The organism is Rhodoferax potami, from assembly GCF_032193805.1.
Classification (GTDB): Bacteria; Pseudomonadota; Gammaproteobacteria; order Burkholderiales; family Burkholderiaceae_C; genus Allorhodoferax; species Allorhodoferax potami_A.
Genome location: NZ_JAVBIK010000001.1, coordinates 146485 through 168655, shown reverse-complemented (window position 1 = coordinate 168655; position 22171 = coordinate 146485). Strand labels below are relative to the sequence as shown.

General features: G+C 61.8%; 19 protein-coding genes. 10 read left to right on the top strand and 9 right to left on the bottom strand.

Going from position 1 to position 22171, the window contains the following annotated elements:
• Positions 1-24 precede the first annotated feature (24 nt).
• Together nth and RAE19_RS00775 are read right to left on the bottom strand one after the other, a co-directional pair.
• Positions 25-654 (bottom strand): endonuclease III, encoded by a 630-nt coding sequence (gene nth / locus RAE19_RS00780; RefSeq protein ID WP_313873127.1) that lies wholly within the window; start codon positions 652-654, stop codon positions 25-27.
• Positions 651-1457, bottom strand: coding sequence for an HDOD domain-containing protein (locus RAE19_RS00775; protein WP_313873126.1), 807 nt, complete (start codon positions 1455-1457; stop codon positions 651-653). The genes nth and RAE19_RS00775 overlap by 4 nt, the downstream gene beginning before the upstream one ends.
• Before the next feature lie 122 nt (positions 1458-1579).
• Between RAE19_RS00775 and RAE19_RS00770 the strand changes: the two genes are divergently transcribed.
• A complete protein-coding gene (locus RAE19_RS00770; protein WP_313873125.1) occupies positions 1580-2767 on the top strand; it encodes a PLP-dependent aminotransferase family protein in 1188 nt (395 codons plus the stop codon).
• A gap of 58 nt (positions 2768-2825) precedes the next feature.
• Here RAE19_RS00770 and RAE19_RS00765 read toward each other — a convergent pair whose 3' ends face one another.
• Together RAE19_RS00765 and RAE19_RS00760 are read right to left on the bottom strand one after the other, a co-directional pair.
• Positions 2826-3026: a hypothetical protein gene (locus RAE19_RS00765; protein WP_313873124.1), complete on the bottom strand. Its 201-nt coding sequence runs from the start codon at positions 3024-3026 to the stop codon at positions 2826-2828.
• Positions 3027-3050: 24 nt separating this feature from the next.
• Entirely contained in the window at positions 3051-3434 is a 384-nt protein-coding gene (locus RAE19_RS00760) for a response regulator (RefSeq protein WP_313873123.1), read from the bottom strand.
• Positions 3435-3544: 110 nt separating this feature from the next.
• On the opposite strand from RAE19_RS00760, the gene RAE19_RS00755 reads away from it, so the two are divergent.
• Both RAE19_RS00755 and RAE19_RS00750 read left to right on the top strand, forming a co-directional pair.
• Positions 3545-4192: a DsbA family oxidoreductase gene (locus RAE19_RS00755; protein WP_313873122.1), complete on the top strand. Its 648-nt coding sequence runs from the start codon at positions 3545-3547 to the stop codon at positions 4190-4192.
• Between the two features lie 10 nt (positions 4193-4202).
• Positions 4203-5789, top strand: coding sequence for an alkaline phosphatase D family protein (locus tag RAE19_RS00750; protein WP_313873121.1), 1587 nt, complete (start codon positions 4203-4205; stop codon positions 5787-5789).
• A gap of 31 nt (positions 5790-5820) precedes the next feature.
• Here the strand turns inward: RAE19_RS00750 and serB are convergent, their stop codons facing one another.
• The gene (serB, locus tag RAE19_RS00745) at positions 5821-6534 is read right to left on the bottom strand and encodes a phosphoserine phosphatase SerB (protein WP_313873120.1); all 714 of its coding nucleotides are present in this window, start codon (positions 6532-6534) and stop codon (positions 5821-5823) included.
• Positions 6535-6600: 66 nt separating this feature from the next.
• Positions 6601-10080 (bottom strand): transcription-repair coupling factor, encoded by a 3480-nt coding sequence (gene mfd, locus RAE19_RS00740; RefSeq protein ID WP_313873119.1) that lies wholly within the window; start codon positions 10078-10080, stop codon positions 6601-6603.
• 108 nt (positions 10081-10188) lie between these two features.
• On the opposite strand from mfd, the gene ispD reads away from it, so the two are divergent.
• Entirely contained in the window at positions 10189-10983 is a 795-nt protein-coding gene (gene ispD / locus RAE19_RS00735; protein WP_313873118.1) for a 2-C-methyl-D-erythritol 4-phosphate cytidylyltransferase, read from the top strand.
• A gap of 67 nt (positions 10984-11050) precedes the next feature.
• Complete coding sequence (gene ispF, locus RAE19_RS00730) at positions 11051-11530, top strand: 2-C-methyl-D-erythritol 2,4-cyclodiphosphate synthase (protein WP_313873117.1); 480 nt, start codon at positions 11051-11053, stop codon at positions 11528-11530.
• A 17-nt stretch (positions 11531-11547) separates the two neighbouring features.
• On the opposite strand, the gene RAE19_RS00725 is transcribed toward ispF, so the two are convergent.
• Both RAE19_RS00725 and ompR read right to left on the bottom strand, forming a co-directional pair.
• Positions 11548-12957, bottom strand: coding sequence for an ATP-binding protein (locus RAE19_RS00725; RefSeq protein ID WP_430962499.1), 1410 nt, complete (start codon positions 12955-12957; stop codon positions 11548-11550).
• Positions 12958-12983: 26 nt separating this feature from the next.
• The gene (gene ompR, locus RAE19_RS00720) at positions 12984-13718 is read right to left on the bottom strand and encodes an osmolarity response regulator transcription factor OmpR (RefSeq protein ID WP_313873116.1); all 735 of its coding nucleotides are present in this window, start codon (positions 13716-13718) and stop codon (positions 12984-12986) included.
• A 166-nt stretch (positions 13719-13884) separates the two neighbouring features.
• On the opposite strand from ompR, the gene RAE19_RS00715 reads away from it, so the two are divergent.
• The 3 genes from RAE19_RS00715 to RAE19_RS00705 all read left to right on the top strand — a co-directional run bounded on the left by RAE19_RS00715 (position 13885) and on the right by RAE19_RS00705 (position 18058).
• A complete protein-coding gene (locus RAE19_RS00715; RefSeq protein WP_313873115.1) occupies positions 13885-14145 on the top strand; it encodes a hypothetical protein in 261 nt (86 codons plus the stop codon).
• A 743-nt stretch (positions 14146-14888) separates the two neighbouring features.
• Positions 14889-15620, top strand: coding sequence for a putative bifunctional diguanylate cyclase/phosphodiesterase (locus tag RAE19_RS00710; protein ID WP_313873114.1), 732 nt, complete (start codon positions 14889-14891; stop codon positions 15618-15620).
• A 26-nt stretch (positions 15621-15646) separates the two neighbouring features.
• Positions 15647-18058 (top strand): protein kinase domain-containing protein, encoded by a 2412-nt coding sequence (locus RAE19_RS00705; RefSeq protein WP_313873113.1) that lies wholly within the window; start codon positions 15647-15649, stop codon positions 18056-18058.
• Between the two features lie 115 nt (positions 18059-18173).
• Here RAE19_RS00705 and RAE19_RS00700 read toward each other — a convergent pair whose 3' ends face one another.
• Positions 18174-18944 (bottom strand): 3-hydroxybutyrate dehydrogenase, encoded by a 771-nt coding sequence (locus RAE19_RS00700; RefSeq protein WP_313873112.1) that lies wholly within the window; start codon positions 18942-18944, stop codon positions 18174-18176.
• A 70-nt stretch (positions 18945-19014) separates the two neighbouring features.
• On the opposite strand from RAE19_RS00700, the gene RAE19_RS00695 reads away from it, so the two are divergent.
• Entirely contained in the window at positions 19015-19902 is an 888-nt protein-coding gene (locus RAE19_RS00695) for an alpha/beta fold hydrolase (RefSeq protein ID WP_313873111.1), read from the top strand.
• Positions 19903-19926: 24 nt separating this feature from the next.
• On the top strand, positions 19927-22164 hold the full coding sequence (locus tag RAE19_RS00690) for a RelA/SpoT family protein (RefSeq protein WP_313873110.1): 2238 nt from the start codon (positions 19927-19929) through the stop codon (positions 22162-22164).
• Positions 22165-22171: the final 7 nt, after the last annotated feature.

Genomic DNA, 22171 nt, shown 5'->3' with positions numbered 1-22171 from the left:
TGCCCCCCGCGAGGGACTCGCGGCTCATCCCTTCAGTTTATATCCGCAATATGCATGAACGGAGCATGACTGGCATAAAGGTTTGCGTGCTTGGCACACATAGCGGCCGTGCAAAATCAGCCAGTGGTGCGCATCGACCAAATAGCGGGCCGGAATACGCTTTAGGAGCTTGAGCTCGACTGCCAGTGGCGTTTTGCCCGGTGCAAGGCCAGTGCGGTTGCCGAGCCGGAACAAATGGGTGTCAACCGCCATGGTGGGTTGCCCGAATGCCACGTTGAGTACCACATTGGCGGTTTTGCGCCCCACGCCGGGCAGGGCCTCCAAAGACTCGCGGTCTGCAGGCACCTCGCCGCCATGTTGTTCGACCAACATACGGCAGGCCTCCATCAGGTGTCTGGCTTTGCTGCGGAACAGACCAATCGTTTTGATGTGGTATTCAAGACCCGAAAGACCCAGATCCAATATTTTTTGGGGCGTGTTGGCCACGGCAAAAAGCCGTCGGGTGGCCTTGTTCACCCCCACATCTGTGGCCTGCGCCGACAAAAGAACAGCTGCCAACAACTCAAACACCGAACTGAACTCCAGTTCAGTCTGGGGGTGAGGGTTGGCAGCTTGTAGCGTGGAAAAAAATTGTTCGATCTGGGCAGGTTTCACAGACTGGTCACATTGATGAAGTTTTCTTGCGCCGGGAATTTGGCGTGTAGCCAATCATTGTCCAGCATCAAGGCAGTGACCACCTCGGGCGGCAGTGTGTCGATGACTTCCGGGCCGTTGTGGTCGGTCTCGGCCATGAGGCCCGCGAGGTGCACCACGCCCGCCAGTCGCGAGAACCCATGGGGGGTGACCGGATCGGCAGACTGGGCCAGCGCCTGAACAATCTGGGGCGGGAAATTCCAGCGCCGTGCCAACTCCGAGGTGATCTGGCCTTCGGTAAAGCCCACCAGGCGGGCCTCGCGTTGCCAGCGCACACCGGGGATATGCGGGAGTTTTTCGATCTCTTGCAACACTGCGGGCTCCGCCTGCACGATGAGCAGCTCGCCCAAACGCAGCATCATGCCTGTCAACCAAGCTTCCTGGCCGTCCATGCCCAGGCCCACTGCCAGCCACTGGGAGTACCCCGCGCAGGCCATGCTGGTGCGCCAGAATTCTTTGCGGTCCAAGCCCTCGATGATCGGAAACGACTCTGACAGGCAGGCGCCCAGCGCTAAAGTACGGACCTTCTGCATACCGACCATGGTGATGGCGTCGTCCAGCGAGGAGACGCCGCGCGGCAGGCCAAACTGGGCACAATTGGCCAGTCGCAGAAGTTTGGCGGAGAGTGCCGGATCCTGGCTGATCAAGTCCCGGATCTCCGGTATCCCCACATCGTCGTCATTGAGTGACTGAATGAGGGCGTGTGCAACCTCAGACATCGAAGGTAGTTTGACGGATTCAAAAAAGGCCGCAAGCTGGGTCATGGTGGCTCCTGAAGTGATTGAATGACCGGGACACGGACACAATCTACCTGTTTTCTGGTGGTTTGAAAATCTGGTTTCTTGCTAATTTTTAATAATTTTTTGTTTGAAATGTGAATTTAAATATGCTATTCGCTGATCGCCTGAACAATGTCGAAACGTCTGCCATCCGCGAGCTTTTCAAGCTCCTGGGCAAGCCCGGCATCATCAGTTTTGCCGGTGGTTTTCCGGACCCCGCGTTGTTTGATGTGGAGGGTATTCGCGAGTCCACCGACGCGGTGTTGAAAAACAACCCCGGCCCTGTTTTGCAATACGGAGCTACCGAAGGCTACCAACCGCTGCGCGAAGGCATCAGCCGGCACATGGCCGGCAAAGGCGCCACCGTTGCGCCGGATGGCTTGATCGTTACCACCGGCAGCCAGCAAGCGCTGGATCTGATCGGCAAGACCATGATTTCCCCCGGCGACAAGGTCATCATGGAGGCGCCTACGTTTCTGGCCACGATCCAATGTTTCAGGCTGTATGGCGCGCAGGTGATCGGTGCTCCGATCGATGCCCATGGGGTGGATGTCGACAAGCTCGAAGCCTTGATCGAGGAGCACAAGCCCAAGCTGGTGTACTTGATTCCGTCTTTCGGCAACCCGAGCGGTGCCATGCTGAGCCTGGAGCGCCGCAAACGCATTCTCGAAATCGCGGCCCGCACCCAAACCCTGGTGGTGGAAGACGACCCGTATGGCGAATTATTCTTCGACCAAGCGCCGCCGCCCAGCCTGTTGGCCTTGAGTGACTCGGTCCCCGGCAGCCGTGAATGGCTGGCGCACTGCGGCTCGTTCAGCAAAGTGCTGAGCCCGGGGCTACGGGTGGGCTGGTTGATTGCGCCGCCGGCTTTATTGGGCCGTGCCACCATGTGCAAACAATTCAGCGATGCGCACACCAGCAACCTGACCCAGGCCACTGCCGCCCATTACCTGACGCTCAACCGCCTGCCGACCGCGCTGGCTGCGGTGCGCGCCACGTATGCCGAACGCGCCCGTGTGATGGCTGCCCGCCTGCAAGCCGAGTTGGGCGATGCGATTGCTTTCGATGCGCCACAAGGCGGCATGTTTTTCTGGGCGCGGCTGACCGGAGCCAACGGCAAGCCGACCCACGCAGGCGACTTTGCCAAACGGGCGATCGACAAGCTGGTGGCTTTTGTACCCGGGGCCCCGTTTTATGCCCATGACCCGGATATGACGACGCTGCGTTTGAGCTTTGCCACGGCTGATGTGGCCAAGATTGAAGAGGGTATTGCCCGCCTGGGCCAGGCGCTGTAAGGCGCGCGGTTCACGCAGATGCTGACGCTGACGCCGCGCTGCGGTGTTAGCCGGTGTCTCAGTACTTGAAGAGCTTGTGGACCGCTACGACGCCGGGGTAGTCACTGAGCTGTACGCTGAGCTCACCGCGGCTGATGATTACGCTTTTCACTGTCTGGCGCACACCGTCGTATTCGACCAAGTCACCTGCCTTGATGGTGGGTGTATTGCTCGGCACGTAGGGCGCGCCGCTATAGCGCGGGCGTCGGTAGCCCGGCATGCGGCGGCCGACTTCATCAAACTCCTAACCCCAGGTTTCGAGCGCTTTGCCCATGGCGGTTTGCATTTCCGGCGCGGTGAAGGGCTTGCGCAGCTGAAACATCGCACCAAGCGTCGCCGCGCGACTGCCGAGTGCGCTGCTGAGCTCCATACTCATCAAGGCCCAACGCAGGCCGGGCAGGCGCGCTCGCAAAGTCTCCACCAGTTGAAGGCCGGTAGTTGCCTTGCGGCTGAAGCAGTCGGTGAGCACAAAGTGGGGCGCGATGTCATTGGCAAGCGCCAATGCGGTCTCTGCGGAGGCTGCGGTATGGATCCAATTGGCTTCAAACCCGTAACCCACGATCATTTTTCTGGCGAAAGTATGGAGGGCGGGGCTGCTGTCAGCAACCAAAAAGCGTACGGCGGACATACAGTCGGGGGGTAAAAAAAGCAGCGGCCTTGATTTTATGTGGCGCTGCACCATTTCTCTGGAACATCGCTGTTTCTTTCTCACCCTATCGCCCAAGGTACCCATTCGCTATGACCCCAGCCACCCTCAAAATCGACTTCGTATCCGATGTGTCTTGCCCTTGGTGCGCCATCGGGCTGCAATCCCTGGAAACCGCGCTGCAGCGCCTTGATGGCGAAGTGGCGGTGCAAATGCACTTCCAGCCTTTTGAGCTCAACCCGCACATGGCGCCCGAAGGCGAAGACATCACCGAACACCTGAGCAAAAAGTACGGTTCTACCCCCGAGCAAGCCGCCGCCGCGCGCGAGAACATCCGCGTTCGTGGCGAAGCACTGGGGTTCACCTTCAACATGGACAAGCGCGCCCGCATCTACAACACCTTTGATGCCCACCGCCTGCTGCACTGGGCGGAAGACACCGGCTTGCAAACCGCGCTGAAGAAAGCATTGTTCAAGGCCTATTTCACCGATGGCAAAGACCCGAGTCAGCACGCGGTGCTGGTCGAAGCGGCCGAGTCGGTTGGCCTCTCCGGTGAAGAGGCCCGCGCCATTTTGGCGGGAGACGACTATGCAGACTTGGTGCGCGAGCAGGAGCAGTTTTATCTCAGCGCGGGCATCCACTCGGTGCCGGCCGTGGTCATCAATGACAAGCATTTGATCTCGGGTGGCCAGCCGCCCGAGGTGTTTGAGCAAGCACTTCGGCAGATCGCAGCCGGCTGATCTACGCGCTATGGGCAGCCACTTATTCACTGCCGATCGCCGTCGCCTGCTGGCCCTCGCAGGCGCGAGTGCCGCCGGCCTTTGGTTGCCAGGCAGCGCCCGGAGCCAATGGCGTGCCGCCGGAGATCCTTTTGCGCTCGGAATTGCCAGCGGGTCGCCCCGGCACGACGGCGTCGTGCTCTGGACCCGGTTGGCAGCGGATCCTGCCCAGCCCGGCGGTTTGCGGGACCCTGTAGCGGTGCGCTGGGAGCTTGCCCATGACGAGGGCTTTAAGCGCATGGTGCAGAGCGGTACCGCGATGGCATTGCCCGAGTTGGGGCATGCGGTGCACGTGGAGCTCCAGGGGCTGGAGCCGGATCGCTGGTACTTTTACCGGTTCCAGGTGGGGCAGGCCAGCAGCGCTGTCGGGCACACCCGCACCTTCCCGGCACCGGGGGCTGTGGCCTCCCGGCTGCGGCTGGGTTACGCCTCGTGCCAGCATTGGGAACATGGCTTTTACAGCGCCTATCGCCATATGCGCGCGGAGTCGCTTGATGCGGTGATGTTTTTGGGCGACTACATCTACGAGTACGGGGGCAGCAGCAAAGCGGTGCGCAAGGTGCCGAGCGCCGCCACAGTGACGATGGACGATTACCGCGCTCGCTATGCCCTGTACAAAAGCGACCCTGACCTGCAAGCCATGCACGCGGCTTGTCCGTGGATATTCACCTGGGATGACCACGAAGTGCAAAACGACTACGCGGGCCTGAACCAAGGCACCCACGGGCCGGAGGGGGTGGACTTCGCGGCCCGCCGTGCCGCCGCCTACCAGGCGTATTACGAGCACATGCCCTTGCGGGCCAATACGCTGCAAAAGGCCCTGCAGGGCGTGATGCAGCCGGGCAGCGAGCTGCGGCTCTATGACCGTGTCGCCTTCGGCAATCTGGCAGTGCTGCACACGCTGGATGACCGCCAGTACCGGGACCGGCAGGCCTGCACCAAGGCGGGCGCTCCGGGCTCCAGCACCGTAAACCCCGCGCAATGCGCCTCTTGGGGTGACCCGTCCCGCAGCCTGCTGGGCGCAGTGCAAGAGCGCTGGCTGGACCAATCGTTAAAAGCAGGTGGTGCGACCTGGAGCGTATTAGCCCAGCAAACCGTGTTCGGGCAGCGCGATTTCCGCCCCGGTGAGGGGCAGGTACTCAGCAACGACGGCTGGGATGGCTATGCGCCTGCCCGCAGCCGGCTCACCCAAGCACTTCAAAACCACCGCGTCAGCAATCCGGTGTTTCTGGGGGGTGATGTGCATGCCAATTGGGTGGGGCACGTCAAGGCGGACTACAGCCGCCCTGACAGTGCAGCGGTGGGCGTCGAATTTTGCGGCACCAGCATCACCTCGCGCGGGGGCAGCAACGACGGAGCTGCCGCGGTGCTCGCCGAGAACCCGCACTTTGTGTTCACCGACCGAGAGCGGCGGGGTTATGGGGTCGCCGAATTCACGCCCCGGCAGCTAGAGGTGAGTTTGCGGGCGGTGGATGATGTGACCCGCACAGACAGTGGCATCAGCGCCCTGGCTCGCTTTGTAGTGGAACAGGGGCAACCCAAGCTTCACAACGCTTAGGCAACCTCAAGCCTTGCCACCAAGGCAGTGGTCAGTCAGCCAACACTTCCAGCAGGCGATCCAGCCCACCCTCGTTAATGGCCACCTGGGCTTGCGCACGCACCGCGGGCTTGGCGTGGTAGGCCACGGAGAGGCCAGCCGCGCCCATCATTGGCAGGTCGTTGGCACCATCGCCCATGGCAATGCATTGCTCAGGGCGAATGTTCATCAGGGACGCCACCTCGAGCAGCGTGCGGCGCTTCTCGGCGCCATCGCAAATTTCGCCCCAGCTTTGCTGGATCAAGCCACCCGTTAAGGCGCCGCCCTCGATTTCCAGCGCGTTGGAGCGCATGAAGTCGATGGCCAGCAGCGCACACACGTGTTCCGCAAAGTAGGTGAACCCGCCGCTCACCAGCAGCACTTTCAAGCCGGCCTTCTGGCAGGCCGCGACCAAGGCAGCCGCGCCCGGATTCAAGCGGAGGCGCTGGGTTTTAACGCCTTCCAGATCGGCCACCGTCACGCCTTGCAGCAGGGCCAGTCGGCGGCGCAGGCTGTCTTTGAAGTCGGTGATTTCGCCGCGCATGGCCGCTTCGGTGATGGCGGCCACCTCGGCCTTGCGACCCACGGCATCGGCGATTTCGTCGATGCATTCGATGTTGATCAGGGTCGAATCCATGTCAAACGCGATGAGCTTGTAGTCGCTCAAGCGCAGTTTGGCAGGCAGGTTTTGAACGACGAGGCCGGGGGTAGGTTCGGTGCTGGACATGTTTTCTGCTATCAATAGAGGAGCTTCTTGTGCAATGTGGTCGGGCGCTAGAGGCTAATTTGGTCTTTAAGCGGCTGCCGTTTCCACCTTGGGCTGACCCAGGGCGCGCAGGATGTCGCGCACCATCTGGGCCCGGTCTTTGACTTCGGGCAGCTCGCGCTCAATACGCAGCTTCTCGTTGCCGGCCAGCTTGATGTGCTTGTTTTTCTGGATCAGCTCGATGATCTTGATCATCTCGATCGGCGGGTTCTTTTTGAAGGTGATGTTGATCACACCCGGTGCCGCATCGACCTTGAGCACGCCGTAGGGCTTGGCAATCACCCGCAGGCGGTGCACATCGATCAAGGTTTGCGCTTGCGCGGGCAGTTTGCCGAAACGGTCCACAATTTCTTCCAGCAACGCGTCCACTTGGTCGGTATTTTTGGCGGTAGCCAGCTTTTTGTAGAACGACAGGCGCAAGTGCACATCGCCGCAGTAGTCGTCGGGCAGCAGGGCGGGGGCGTGCAGGTTGATGTCGGTCGTGACATTGAGCGGGCTCAGCAGGTCCGGCTCCTGACCGTTTTTGAGGCAGCGCACCGCCTCGGACAGCATCTCGTTGTAGAGCTGAAAGCCCACTTCCAGCATGTTGCCGCTCTGGTTTTCGCCCAGCACCTCGCCGGCGCCACGGATCTCGAGGTCGTGCATCGCGAGATAAAAGCCGCTGCCCAGCTCTTCCATCTGCTGAATTGCGTCCAGGCGTTGTTGGGCGTGTTTGGTCAGGCCTTCCAGGTCGGGCACCATCAAATAGGCATAGGCTTGGTGGTGGCTGCGCCCCACGCGGCCGCGCAATTGGTGCAGCTGGGCCAGGCCGAACTTGTCGGCGCGGCTCATCACAATCGTGTTGGCACTCGGCACGTCAATACCGGTCTCGATGATGGTGGAGCACAGCAGCAGGTTGAAGCGTTGCGCCACAAAGTCGCGCATCACGGCTTCGAGCTGGCGCTCGGGCATCTGGCCGTGGGCCACGGCGATGCGGGCCTCGGGCAGCAGCTCTTCGAGCTTCTGGCGGCGGTTCTCGATGGTTTCCACCTCGTTGTGCAGGAAGTAGACCTGCCCACCGCGCTTGAGTTCGCGCAGCACTGCCTCGCGGATCACGCCATTGCCTTCCGTGCGCACAAAGGTTTTGATGGCCAGGCGCCGTTGGGGGGCGGTAGCAATCACGCTCAAATCGCGCAGGCCTTCGAGCGCCATGCCCAAGGTGCGCGGAATCGGGGTGGCGGTCAAGGTGAGCACGTCCACCTCGGCGCGCAGCGCCTTCATTTGCTCTTTGTGGCGCACGCCGAAACGGTGCTCTTCGTCGATGATCAAGAGACCCAGGTTTTTGAATTGGGTGCTTTCAGACAGCAGCTTGTGGGTGCCCACCACGATATCCACCGTGCCATCGGCCACGCCCTTGAGGGCCGCGGTGATTTCTTTGGCACTGCGGAAGCGGCTCATCTCAGCGATCTTGACCGGCCATTTGCCGAAGCGGTCCACCAGTGTCTGGAAGTGCTGTTCCGCCAACAGGGTGGTCGGCGCCAGAAAGGCGACCTGCTTGCCTCCGGTGACGGCCACAAACGCGGCGCGCAGCGCCACCTCGGTCTTGCCGAAACCCACGTCGCCGCAGACCAAACGGTCCATCGGGCGGGGGGAGATCATGTCCTGAATCACACAGTGGATCGCGGCCTTCTGGTCGGCAGTCTCTTCAAAGCCGAAGTCGTTGGCAAAGGTCTCATAGTCGCCCGCGCTGTAGCGGAACGCATGCCCCTCGCGCGCCGCGCGGCGGGCGTAGATATTGAGCAGCTCGGCCGCACTGTCGCGCACCTGTTCGGCGGCTTTGCGTTTGGCTTTTTCCCACTGGCCGCTACCCAAGCGGTGCAGGGGCGCCTCGTCGGCGCTGACCCCGGTGTAGCGGCTGATCATTTGCAGCTGGCTCACCGGCACATAGAGCGTGGCCTTGTCGGCGTATTCGAGGTGCAAAAATTCTTGCAGCTCCGGCTCGCCCGCGGCGTTTTTGTTGCCCATGTCCATGTGAATCAGACCGCGGTAGCGGCCGATGCCGTGGGCACTGTGGACCACCGGGTCGCCGACATTGAGCTCGGAAAGGTCTTTGATCAGCGCTTCTACATCGCTGACCTGCTCCTGTTTCTTGCGGCGGCGGGTGGTGGGCCCGGCGGCAAACAGCTCAGTCTCGGTGATGAGATCGATGCCCATCTCCAGCCAACTGAAGCCCTTCGTCAGGCCCGAGGTGGCGATGCCGATAGGCTCTTTGCTATCCAGAAACTCTTGCAAGCTGTCAAAGGCTGGCGGGCTGAACTGCGAGGCGCGCAAAAAGTCCAGCAGGCTTTCGCGCCGGCCATCGCTCTCGGCCAACACCAGCAGGCGCTGCTGGGTGTTGCGGGCGTGCTGCTTGAGCAGGGCCAAGGGGTCTTCGGTACCGCGCTGGACACCCAGCTCGGGCAAGGGGCCGAGTTCTGCAAACTCGGTGCCGTCCGCTTGCGGGCGAATTGCTAGCTGGGCGTGGGCATTGGCCTTGGCGTAAAACTGCTCGGTCGCCAGAAACAGGCTTTCAGGCGGCAGCACCGGGCGTTCGGGGTCGCCGTGTACCAGGCGGTAGCGGTCTTTGGTGTCTTGCCAGAAACGCTGGAAAGCCGGCTCCAGGTCGCCATGCAAGACCACAGTGGCGTCCGCCCCCACGTAGTCGAAGACGGTGGCCGTGTCGTCAAAAAACAAGGGCAGGTAGTACTCAATACCGGCGGTGGCCACGCCCGCACCGATGTCTTTGTAGATACGGCTCTTGGTCGGGTCCCCCTCGAGGAGCTCGCGCCAGCGGCTGCGGAACTTGGCACGGGCGTCGTCGTCCATGGGGAACTCGCGGCCGGGCAACAGGCGCACTTCGGGCACCGGGTAGAGGCTGCGTTGGCTGTCGGGGTCGAAGGTGCGGATGCTGTCGATCTCGTCGTCAAACAAATCCACCCGGTAGGGCACCAGACTGCCCATGGGGAACAGATCAATCAGGCCACCGCGCACCGCATATTCGCCGGGGCTGACCACCTGGGTCACGTGGCTGTAGCCGGCCAGGGTCAGCTGGCTTTTGAGCTTGGCCTCGTCGAGCTTTTGCTTGACCTTGAACTCAAAGGTGTAGCCCGCCAAAAAGCTGGGCGGTGCCAGCCGGTAGAGCGCGGTGGTGGCCGGCACGATGACCACATCGGCCCCGTTGTCCTTGTCGCGCTGGCTGATGCGCCACAGGGTGGCCAGGCGCTCGCTGATCAGGTCTTGGTGCGGCGAGAAGGTGTCGTAGGGCAACGTTTCCCAATCGGGGAAGAGGGCGCAGCGCAGGTCGGGCGCAAAAAACGCAATTTCCTCCAGCAGCCGCTGGGCGTCACTCGCATCAGCGGTGATCACCGTCATCGGCTTGCCCGCGGCCTTGTCGCGCGCACCGAGGCGCGCCAGCAACATGGCATCGGCAGAGCCGGTAGGGCGGGGCAGGGTGAATCGTTTGCCGGGGGTGAGCTTGGGGAGGTCCATGGGTCCAAAGTGTGCGGGAGAGGGCTGCCATCCAAACGGCAGCCGGGGCACGATCACCCTGACAGGGCTGCGCGCAACAGCCGTGATTTTAGAATGGCAGGCTGCACCATGACCCACACTACGCCAATATCCCCCGCGCCGCACAGCGACCCGACCTCCAAGGCCAGCCCGCAGTCCCCGTCCACCCCGGAGCTTGTGGCGGTGGCACCCCGTTTGTGGGCTCTGGTGCCCTGCGCGGGCAATGGCAGCCGCTCCGGAGCCGCGGGGCCCAAGCAATACACCGTGTTGGGTCAACAGGCCTTGGTGCTGCACACCCTAGAGGCCTTGGCGGCGGTAGACCGCTTGGCAGGCATTCAGGTGGTGGTGTCGGCCGGGGACCCGTTTTTTGACACTGCGCCACAGCCGCAGGGTGCTCCTGTTTTTGTAGCGAACTGCGGAGGTGCCACAAGGGCCTCAAGCGTTTTTAATGGTCTATCCGCCCTGTTGGCACAAGGGGCGCAGCCTCTGGATTGGGTGCTGGTGCACGATGCCGCGCGTTGCCTGATCACCCCAGCGGATGTGAATCGCCTGATTGACGCCTGCAAGGACGATCCGGTGGGCGGCCTCTTGGCCCTGAAGCTGCCCGATACCCTTAAACAAGAGCAGGGCGGCCGGGTGGCTGCCACCCTGGACCGGAGCGACAAATGGCTGGCACAAACGCCGCAGATGTTCCGCATCGGCGCGCTCCAAGCGGCCTATGTGGCGGCTGGCGATGCTGTGACCGACGAAGCCAGCGCCCTCGAGTTGGTGGGCCAATCTCCCCGCCTGGTGGACGGCAGCGCTCAAAATTTCAAAGTGACCTACCCGCAAGACTTCGCGTTGGCCGCTGCGGTACTCGCTGCGCGCGCTGGGCACCCACTATAAAAATAATAGCTACCAGCGCAATCTACACCTGCGCTAGTGGCACTTTTGACTACGAAAGAGCAAAACCATGAACATCCGCATCGGTGAAGGTTGGGACACCCACCAACTGGTCGAAGGCCGCAAACTCATTCTGGGGGGCGTGGAGATTCCGTACACCAAGGGCCTGCTAGGCCATTCCGATGCTGACGCCTTGCTGCACGCTATCACCGATGCCTTGCTAGGCGCCGCCGCCTTGGGCGATATTGGCTCGCACTTTCCCGATACCGATGCGCAGTACAAGGGCGCAGACTCCACCTTGCTGCTGGCCAAGGTGGCGGCCGATGTGCGGGCGCTGGGGTACCAGATCATCAACCTCGACAGCACCGTGATCGCCCAAGCCCCCAAGCTCGTGCCCCATATACAAGCGATGCGCGCGCGGATTGCTGAAGTGCTAGCGCTCGATATCGGGTGCGTCAACGTCAAAGCCAAAACGGCCGAAAAAATGGGTCCTGTTGGCGAAGGCCGTGCGATGGAAGCCCGCGCGGTAGTGCTACTCAGCAAGTCCTGAGCAAGGCGCTACCCGGGCTAAAAGCGGGTCGCGCGCTGCAGGCGCAAATGGGCAGAGAGGCCGCCCGTATTGGAGTTGGCCAGTTGAAAGGTGCCGCCCATGCGCTGCATGGTTTTCTCGACAATCGCCAACCCCAAGCCTGCCCCGTTGGCGGCAGTGCGCGCTGCCTCGCCGCGAAAAAACGGCTGGGTGAGCTGGTACAGCTGCGAAGGTGCAACGCCGATGCCGCGGTCCCGCACTTTCATCAGCACCCATTTGTCCCGCGACAAGGCTGAGATACGGATATCGGCGATGCCGGTGTTCACCGATTTGCCGTAGCGCCGTGCGTTTTCCAGCAGGTTGGTAATGACGCGGCCGAGCTCAACCTCGTCGGCCAAGACGAGCAAGTCCTCTTCAAGGTCGACCTCGATTTTGACGTCCGGGAGCTTGCGCATCGAGTAGATGCAGCTGTCGATGACATCGCCCAATACGACAGGGGTCAGCTTCACCCGGTCAGGCCGCGCGTAGTCCAAAAATTTGTCAATGATGGCGTCGAGCTGGGTGATGTCCGATGCCATGTGGGCGCGGGCCTCGAGGTTGCTCACGCTCATCTCGGTCTCGAGGCGCAAGCGGGCCAGCGGAGTGCGCAGGTCATGGGAGATGCCTGCGAGCATCAGGGCGCGGTCTTGTTCGATCTTGGCGAGTTTCTGGGCCATGCGGTTGAAGCCGATGTTGACCTCGCGGATTTCGCTGGTGTTGACATGCTCGTCGAGCTGACTGGCTTCAAAGTCCCCATCCCGCATGCGGCTGGCCGCAAAAGAGAGTTCCTTGAGAGGCCGGTTGATCAGGCCTGCAATCAGAGCCGCACCGGCGAGCGACAGCACAGCTGCGACGCCGAGCCAGATCAGCCAGGTGGTGCCACCCGCGGGGTTGAACTTGGTCTGGTCGGTTTGCAGCCAATAGTCATCACCATCGATCACAAAGCTCACCCATAACCCGGGCTGCCCGTTCATGCGGCTGGCCACGATGGTGCCTTGGCCCAAGCGGCTGCCCAGTTCCGCGATCACGCGGCGGCTGAAGGCGTCGTTGTCCCGCGACTCAAAGCTGTCAGTGGCCTCGCGGGGCACGATCCGCAAGCCCTCTTCATCCTTCATGGTCTTGATGAGGGAGATACGGGCGATCCCATCCGCATAGACCAGCGCTGCCCGGCTCAGGTTCACTTGCGACGCCAACAGCTGCGCAGTCTGCACGGCCCGGGGCTCAAACTCCAGCGAGCGCAGGGTCTGCAACCACGCGAGGATGCTGCCGATCAGCAAAATCGACAGCAGGAAAAACGTACGCCAGAACAGACTGACCGACGAGAAAGGCTTGCGCCAACCGCTGGACGGTGTTTCCCCCAGCTCAGCGGGGGCACTTGCATCAAAGTCGGGGATCTGGGTGGATTGCAAAGCGGGGTTCCGGGGTGGTGGGGCCGTTAGGTCGTGGTTTCTTCCGGCACAAAGACATAGCCCACGCCCCACACAGTTTGGATGAAACGGGGGGTGGAGGGGTCGTTTTCCAGCAATTTACGCAGGCGGGACACTTGCACATCGAGGCTACGGTCAAAGGGCTCAAACTCGCGCCCCCGTGACAGCTGGGCCAGCTTTTCCCGCGAGAGCGGGATGCGCGGATGCCGCACCAAGGCCTTGAGCATGGCGAATTCGCCGGTGGTAAGCATGATTTCCTGGTCGACTTTTTTCAGGGTGCGGGCGCCCAAGTCAAACACAAACAGGCCGAAGCGAACGATCTCGTTGTCACTCGAGGGTGCACCCGGCGCCTCTTGGGCAGGCCGGCGGCGCAGCACCGCATGGATGCGGGCCAACAACTCACGCGGGTTGAATGGCTTGCCAAGGTAGTCATCTGCACCGACTTCAAGACCCACAATCCGGTCGATATCTTCGCCTTTGGCGGTGAGCATGATCACCGGTGTCTGGTCATTGGCCGCGCGCAGGCGCCGGCAGATGGACAAGCCGTCCTCGCCGGGCATCATCAGGTCCAACACGATCAGGTCTGCTGTTTCCCGCAGCATGACCCGCGTCAAGGCCTTGCCGTCTTCGGCGGTCAGCACTTCGAAGCCTTCTTGCGTTAAGTAGCGGCGCAACAGGTCACGGATACGGGCATCGTCGTCCACCACCAGGATTTTGTTGGGTCGGTTGGTTTGGGTTTGCATGACGTCCTCAAATTTGTAACAGAGCAGATTTTGCGCGTTGACTTTTTGGAAAACCGCGCAGATGCGGCCGTCTTTGACACCGTGTTACAAATAAGGACGGATTCTCACGTATTTCCGCTGGGGCTCAGGCCACCATCGGAATCTTCTAGAGACGGAGGCTGAGTTCATGGTGCGTCGGATTGTTTGGCTGATGGCGTTGGCAGGGTGCGTGTCCGGCGCCGCCGTGGCGCAAATTCCAGCTGCAAACCCAGCGGCGCAGCCCCTGCAGGAATCCAAGCCCCCGGTGCAAAGCCGGGCAAACAAGCGCGAAACACTCAGAGCGGCTTTGCAGCAAACACCGCCGGTCGCCCCCGTGGGCACCCAGCGCATGACCCCTAACGCCAGAGACGAGCTAAGAGGGCAACTCAAAACCCAACCGGGTTTGTAGAGGGGTTTACCACTACCCAGGGCCCCATGCCTTGACGTGGTGCACGGCCTATGCCATCGTCAACCCGAGAGAAGCGTCCGTAAAAACCAAAAGCGAGGCCTCGCGGGTCGATAGCGCGCCGGTGGGGCAACGGGAGTGTGTGATGAACGTCCAACAATCTGCGCTTTTTAAAAAGGTACACCAACGACGGGTGGTGAGTCTGTTGTGGGTCTGTGTGGCCCTGTTGGCAGGGCTGGGCAGTGCCTGGTCGCTGGTGTTTTCGCTCATGGGTCGCTGGGACCTTGTGGGCTTGGAGCTTGCGCTGTTGATCACTGCGGGAGCGGTGGCTTGGCTTACTCGTCACCAGCGCACCCGGCTCGCGTGGGCATTGGTGCTGGTGATTGGTTACGTCACGCTCTGCTTGTTCGCCATGTTTTTTGACGGGCACGATGGGGTGTCGCCGAGGACCTCTCACCTTTACTTTTTGGTTTTGACACTGGCCAGCATGCTGGTGTTCCGCAACGAGTCGCCCCTTTTGCGTTGGAGCACCGTTGCCGTCCTGATGGCATCTTTTGTGGTGTTCGCCAGCTCCAACTGGCCCCATTCCTCCGAGCTCTTCATTCCCCCGCCGATTCGCCTGGTTGGCGCTTGGATCAATACCGCGACTGCCATGATGGGTTTGATTGCTCTCGTGCACATCATGCTCAGCGAAGGAATGCCCGCCAACTCGCTGGAGCGGGATATTGACCAGGGCTTGTCGCGCGGTGAGTTTTTTTTTGCTGTACCAGCCCCAAGTGCAGGCGGATGGCAGTGTCATCGGGGCCGAGGCTTTGCTGCGCTGGCGGCACCCCAAGTTTGGGCTGGTTTCTCCGGCGGACTTTATTCCGGTGGCAGAGCAATCGGGGCAAATATTGCCTGTGGGTGCATGGGTGTTGTCAACCGCAGGGCAGACCTTGGCCCATTGGTTGCAGGTGCCTGCTTTGGCGCGGCTGACTTTGTCGGTCAATGTCAGTGCGCGGCAATTTTTACAGGCGGACTTTGTGGATCAGGTGGCAGCAGTGGTCCATGAGTTCGGCCTGAACCCTTCGCGCCTCAAGCTCGAGCTGACGGAGAGCACCCTGATTCACGACATGAACGATATCGTCCAGAAAATGCAGCAACTGCGCGCCTTGGGCGTGGGGTGCGCCTTGGATGATTTTGGTACCGGCTTTTCATCGCTCGGATATTTGAAGAAACTCCCGCTCGATCAGTTGAAAATCGACCAGACCTTTGTGCGCGACGTGCTCACCGACCCGAGTGATGCGGCGATTGCACGGACTGTGTTGCAATTGGGCGAGAGCTTGGGCTTGTCGGTGATTGCAGAAGGGGTGGAGACCTCCGGTCAAAGGGATTTCCTCCTGGAAAACCACTGCCGGTTTTTTCAGGGCTACCTGTTCAGCCGCCCCTTGTCGTTGGTGGACTTTGAGACCTATGCAGGGAAGTACCGCTCCAGCTAAAAAAACACCATGCAAAGGGCTGAGTCTTGAAAGCAAATGATTACGTTGGTCGATTTCAACTTGTCAAAATCCTCGGGGAAGGCGGACAAAGCACCGTGTGGCTGGCGTTCGACCCGCGGCTGGAGAGGGATGTTGCGCTGAAGCTCTTGCGGCCCGCCGGTACTGCCGACGGACAGGCTGTGAGCCGCTGGCTGGAAGAGGCGCGCAGTGTGGGCCGTGTGACCCATCCCCAGATTGTTCCGGTGTATGAGGCGGACATCCACGAAACCCGGCCTTACCTGGTCTTCAAGTACGTGGCGGGGCTCCCCCTGGACCAGCATCTCCAGCGGCATGGCGCGATGCCGGCCAGCCAGGCGGTGGCGGTCATGGCCGATGTGTTGTCGGCAGTGGCCGCGGCCCACGCAGCCGGGGTTATCCATCGGGACCTGAAGCCTTCCAACATCGTGCTGGATACCGAGGGCAGGGCGCTGATCATGGACTTTGGCATCGCCGCCCGCATGCGCGATGCCGGCAGCCCCGCCCCCGAAGAAGATTTGATGGGAACCATTGGCTACCTGTCGCCTGAGTTGGCCAGCGGAGCTGCACCCAGCCCGGCCATGGACATTTTTTCGGCCGGCCTGGTGTTGGCCGAGATGTTGACCGGCCGGCGCTTGCTGGCGGAATCGGATGTGTACAGCGCCATTTACCGCGTCACCCACGAGCAACTGGTGTTGCCGGCGTCGGTGCCTGCCGGTGTGGACGACCGGTTGCGTGCCATCGTGCAGCGGGCGCTGGCGCTCGATGCCCAGCAGCGTTTTGCGAGTGCCAGCTTGTTTCGCAGCGAGCTGGTGGAGTGGACCGATTCACTCAAGGCGCCGGCGGCCGAGCAGGCCACGGGCGCAGACGCGACCTTGGAGTTTTTGTTGCGCCGGATGCGGCACAAGAGTGATTTTCCGGCCTTGTCGGACTCGATCTCCCGCATCCAGAGCATGGCCCTTTCTGAAAAAGAAAGTGTTAGCAGCGTTACCAACGAGATCCTCAAAGACGTGGCCTTGACCAACAAGCTGCTGCGGCTCGTCAACAGTGCCCACTTTGCCCGGAGTGGAAGTATCAGCACGGTGTCACGTGCGGTGCATTTGGTGGGGTTTAACGGCATCCGCAACATGGCTTTGAGCCTGGTGTTGCTGGAGCACATGCAAGACAAGGCCCACGCAGCGCTGCTCAAAGAGGAGTTTTTGCGGTCTTTGATGGCTGGTGCGATTGGTGGCGAGCTCAGCCCTATCGCCCGTGGGAGCGAAGAGGCGTTTATCGGCTCGATGTTTCAGAACCTGGGGCGCTTGCTGGCCCAGTTTTATTTTCCGGAAGAGGTGGCGAACATCCGCACCTTGACCTGCGGCAGCCGCGAGATGCAGACCGAAACGCCAGCCGCCGTGAGTGTGCTGGGGCTGAGCTATGAAGACCTCGGCATCGGGATCGCCAAAAGCTGGGGCTTGCCCGCCGGTATCCAGCGTTGCATGCGCAAACCTGCCGGGACACCGCCTGCCATGCTACCGGTCGACCCGGCCGAGCGGGTCCGCTGGATTGCGATGGCATCCAACGAGATTGCTGACGTTTTGCTGGAGGCTGAAGCCAACGACGTAGCACCCAGGGTTGCGACGGTACTCAAGAGATACGCCCCTGTGCTGGGTGGCAGCCTCCCGCAGCTGCAGGAGGCGACTGCCAAGGCTCGCAACAAGTTGGTGGATCTGGTGCACGCGATGGATATCCATGTGGTGCCGGGGTCCGTCGCGGCCAAACTTTTACAGCTGCCTGCCGATGCGCTGGGTACCGCGCCGGACGCGCCTGCGACGACCGAAGATTCTTTAGGGGGGCTCGCTTTGCAGGCCACGCCCACTGTCCGGATCAGCATGCCCCCTGTCCAAGCGCCCGTCATGCCCAGGGCCGAGGTGGTGAGCCTTTTGTCGGCAGGTATTCAAGACATCACGGACGCGATGGTGGAGGACTCCAAGCTCACCGATATCCTGCGCATGATTTTGGAGACCATGTTCCGCGCCTTGGGTTTCGATCGGGTGATTTTTTGCATGCGCGATGCCCGTACCGAAATGATGACCGCCCGTTTCGGCCTGGGGCATGGCGTCGAGGCGCATATCAAAGGTTTCAAAACCCATCTCCGGGCCACGAGCCCCGATTTGTTTGGCGTGGTGTGTGCGAAGGGGGCAGACACCATGATCAGCGACGCCACCGAACTGCGCATTGCTCAGCGCCTGCCGCTTTGGTACCGCCAAGGTTTGAACGCGCCGGCCTTTTTGTTGTTGCCGCTGCAGATCAAAGGGGCGCCTTTCGGGCTGATTTATGCCGACAAACTGCAGTACGGCGCGCTGGAGCTGGACGAAAAAGAACTGGCCTTGCTGCGCACCTTGCGCAACCAGGCGGTCATGGCGTTCAAACAGTCGAGCTAGCCTCGCGAGGCTCCATTAAAAAAAGCCCCGGCAGACAACTGCCGGGGCTTTTTGCTATTGTTTTGATAGCTGTAGGTGCAGTAACTACCTGCGCCAGAGCCCGATTTCATCCCAATTACTGGGCAGTCCAGCCCCCATCCATGTTCCACGCCACCCCGCGAACGTTGTCCCCAGCGGGGGAGCAGAAGAACACCGCCAAGGCGCCCAGCTCTTCCGGGGTGGTGAACTGCATCGAAGGCTCCTTTTCACCCAACAGCTGTTTGGTAGCGTCCGCGTTGCTGATGCCTTGCGCGGCTGCTTTGGCATCCACCTGCTTTTGCACCAGCGGGGTCAGCACCCAGCCTGGGCAGATGGCGTTGCAGGTCACGCCGGTGGTGGCGTTTTCCAACGCGGTCACCTTGGTCAGGCCCACCACACCGTGTTTGGCCGCCACATAGGCCGACTTTTCGGCAGAGCCCACCAGCCCATGCACAGACGCCACGTTGATGATGCGGCCCCAGTTCTTGGCTTGCATGCCGGGCAGGGCCAGGCGCGTGGCGTGGAAGGCGCTGCTCATGTTGATGGCAATGATGGCGTCCCATTTTTCGATGGGGAAGTTTTCGACCCGCGCGACATGTTGAATGCCTGCGTTGTTGACCAGAATGTCTACGCCGCCAAAAGTGGCCTTGGCGTGCTCGATCATGGCTGCGATCTCGGCAGGCTTGCTCATGTCCGCGCCGTGGTAGGTCACCTGCACACCCAACGCCGCGATTTCCGCCTTGGGGCCTTCCACGTCGCCAAAGCCGTTGAGCACGATGTTGGCGCCCTGTGCGGCCAGTGCTTTGGCGATACCCAAACCGATACCGCTGGTGGAGCCGGTAACGAGGGCGGTTTTACCTTTCAACATGCGTCTTCCTTCACAAAGTGGTGGGGGGATTCCATTAGGATGTGGTCATTATCAAACGAGTGATTGCACCATGTCTGAACCTACGCTGAATTACGTACCCTGCGCTGACGCCAACGGCCCGCGCCGCATGGCGTATTGGCAGTGGGGCGCTGCGGATGCCGCCCACACGGTGGTGTGTGTGCATGGCCTTTCACGCCAGGGACGCGACTTTGATGTGCTGGCCCGGGCGCTGGTGGCTCGCTCATCCCAACCGATCCGTGTGGTGTGCCCCGATGTGGCCGGCCGTGGCCAGAGCGATTGGATCAAGGACCCCGCCGGCTATGGTGTACCCGTGTATGCGGCCGACATGTTGGGTCTGCTGGCGCACTTGAAACCGGCCACGCTGGATTGGGTAGGCACCAGCATGGGCGGCTTGATCGGTTTGGCGGTGACTGCGCATGCACAGTCGGTGGGTGTGCGGGTGCGCAAGCTCGTGCTCAACGATGTGGGCCCGGTGATCCAGTGGTCGTCGCTGCAGCGCATCGGCACCTATCTGGGCCGTGCGGTGAGCTTTGACAATCTGCAGCAGGCGGCTGATGCCATGTGGGCGATTTCGAGCAGCTTCGGCCCGCACACCCCGGCACAGTGGCTGGAGTTGTCGCGCCATATGGTCAAGACCCTGGCCGACGGCAAGGTGCGCTTGCACTACGACCCTGCGATTGCCATCCCCTTCCGGGCAGTGACCGAAGAGTTGGCGCTGGCCGGCCAGGCGCAGCTGTGGCAGCTGTATGACGCCATCACGGCAGACACCTTGCTGCTGCGCGGGGCGGACTCTGACCTCTTGTCCCCCGAAACTGCGCAGGCCATGACACAGCGGGGGCCCAAAGCCCGCTTGGTGGAGTTTGCCGGCGTGGGCCATGCCCCCACGCTGATCGCCCAAGACCAACAGGACGCCGTGACTTCTTTTTTGCTGGGGTAACGTCCCCCGCCTTGTGAGCCTTCCATGAAAAGTTTGTACGCCGGGGAGATTGCCTCGGCCACCCCGCAAGTGATTGCGGCTACTGCAGACAGCCTGCCCGAGCAAGCTGGCGCCCTGCAGCGCGCCCGCGCTTTTGCCGAGCCTTTGTTGGCGACGGAGTCGCTGGACACCGGTGAAAACGTGCTGCAACACGCCGACGCGGTGGCCGCCATTCTGCGCACCATCGGCGGCTCGGAGGCTATGCAGGCCGCCAGCTATCTGGTGTACGCCTGCGACCACCTGAACAAGCCGCACGAGGTGATTGCGAAAGCCTTTGGCGACAACTTTGCCGACCTCGCGATGGAGACCACCAAGCTGGTGCGTTTGCAGCGCATGGCGCGCCTGACTCACCAGTCGGCGGGCCACAGCATCAGCGCCGCACCCATGGCACAGACCGCAGCGGCGCAGACCGAGAGTGTGCGCAAGATGCTGCTGGCTTTCAGCAAGGATCTGCGCGTGGTCATGTTGCGCCTGGCATCGCGCCTGCAGACCTTGCGGCACTTTGCTGCGACCAAGCTGCCGGTGCCGCCTGGCTTGGCCTCTGAGGGCTTGCAGGTGTTTGCGCCCTTGGCCAACCGTCTGGGCATCTGGGAAATCAAGTGGGAGATGGAGGACCTGTCCTTCCGTTTTCTGGAGCCCGACACCTACAAACAGGTGGCCAAGCTCTTGGACGAAAAGCGCGTGGAGCGGGAAGCCTCGGTGGAGCGCCTGCGCCAGCAACTCGCCGATGACCTGGCCGCTCAGGGCGTTACAGCCACGGTGCAGGGCCGGCCGAAACACATCTACAGCATCGTTAAAAAGATGCGGGGCAAATCGCTGGGTTTTGATCAGGTGTATGACATCCGGGCGCTTCGCATCGTGGTGCCCACGGTGCCGGACTGCTATGCGGCTCTCAGCCTTGTGCACACCGGTTTCACGCCCATCACCGAAGAGTTTGACGACTACATTGCCCGGCCCAAGCCCAACGGCTACCAGTCTCTGCACACCGTGGTGCGCGACGCCGGTGGTCAGCCGATTGAGGTGCAGATTCGCACCCAGCCGATGCACGACCATGCCGAGCATGGTGTGGCCGCCCACTGGGCCTACAAAGAGGCGGGCGCCAAAGGCTATGGCGGCAGCGTGACAGCCGCCGGCGAGTACGACGCCAAGATTGCCGTGCTGCGCCAATTGCTGGCCTGGGAGCGCGATCTCTCTGGCGTTCACGCCACGTCTGACGGCCAAGGCATGTTTGACGACCGCATCTATGTGCTCACGCCTGATGCCGCCATTGTGGAGCTGCCGCAGGGGGCGACCGCGGTGGACTTTGCCTACAGCGTGCACACCAACCTGGGCCACCGTTGCCGGGGTGCCAAGGTGGATGGCGCCATGGTGCCGCTGAATACGCCGCTCAAAAACGGCCAGACCGTGGAAGTGACTGCCGTGAAAGAAGGCGGCCCCTCGCGCGACTGGCTCAACCCCGAGCTGGGCTACCTGGTCAGCCACCGCGCGCGGGCCAAGGTGCGGGCCTGGTTCAATGCGCTGGCCATGGGTGAGACCATGGCCAAGGGCCGCGAGGCGGTAGAAAAGCTGCTGCAACGTGAGGGCAAAACCGCCATTAAGCTCGACGACCTGGCCAGCCAGCTGGGCTTCCACAATGCCGACGCCTTGTTTGAGGTGGTGGGCAAAGACGAGTTTTCACTGCGCAACATCGAGCTTCTGCTGCGCCCGCCCGAGCCCGCCGGCACGCAGGACGACTACATGCCGCTCAAAAAGCCGCGCGGTGTGTCCGGCGGCAAGGGCGGGGTACTGGTGGTGGGCATCGATTCGCTGATGACCCAGTTGGCCAAGTGCTGCAAGCCGGCACCGCCGGATTTGATCAGCGGCTTTGTGACCCGGGGCAAGGGCGTGAGCGTGCACCGGTCGGACTGCTCCAACCTGCGCAACATGGTGCAACGCAGTGGCGACCGCCTGATCGAGGTGGAATGGGGCGCCCCGGGCGGCAAAGACGGGAACGTGTATCCGGTGGACGTTGCAGTTGAGGCTTTGGACCGCCAGGGCCTGTTGCGCGACATCTCGGAGGTATTCGCCAAAGAAAAGATGAATGTCATCGGGGTGCAGACCCAGTCTGTCAAAGGCACCGCCTGGATGACGTTCACCGTGGAAGTGGCCGAATCCGGCCGCCTGACCCGGGTGCTCAAGATCGTGAACGAGCTCTCCGGCGTGCGCTCTGCGCGGCGGCGCTAACCGGTTC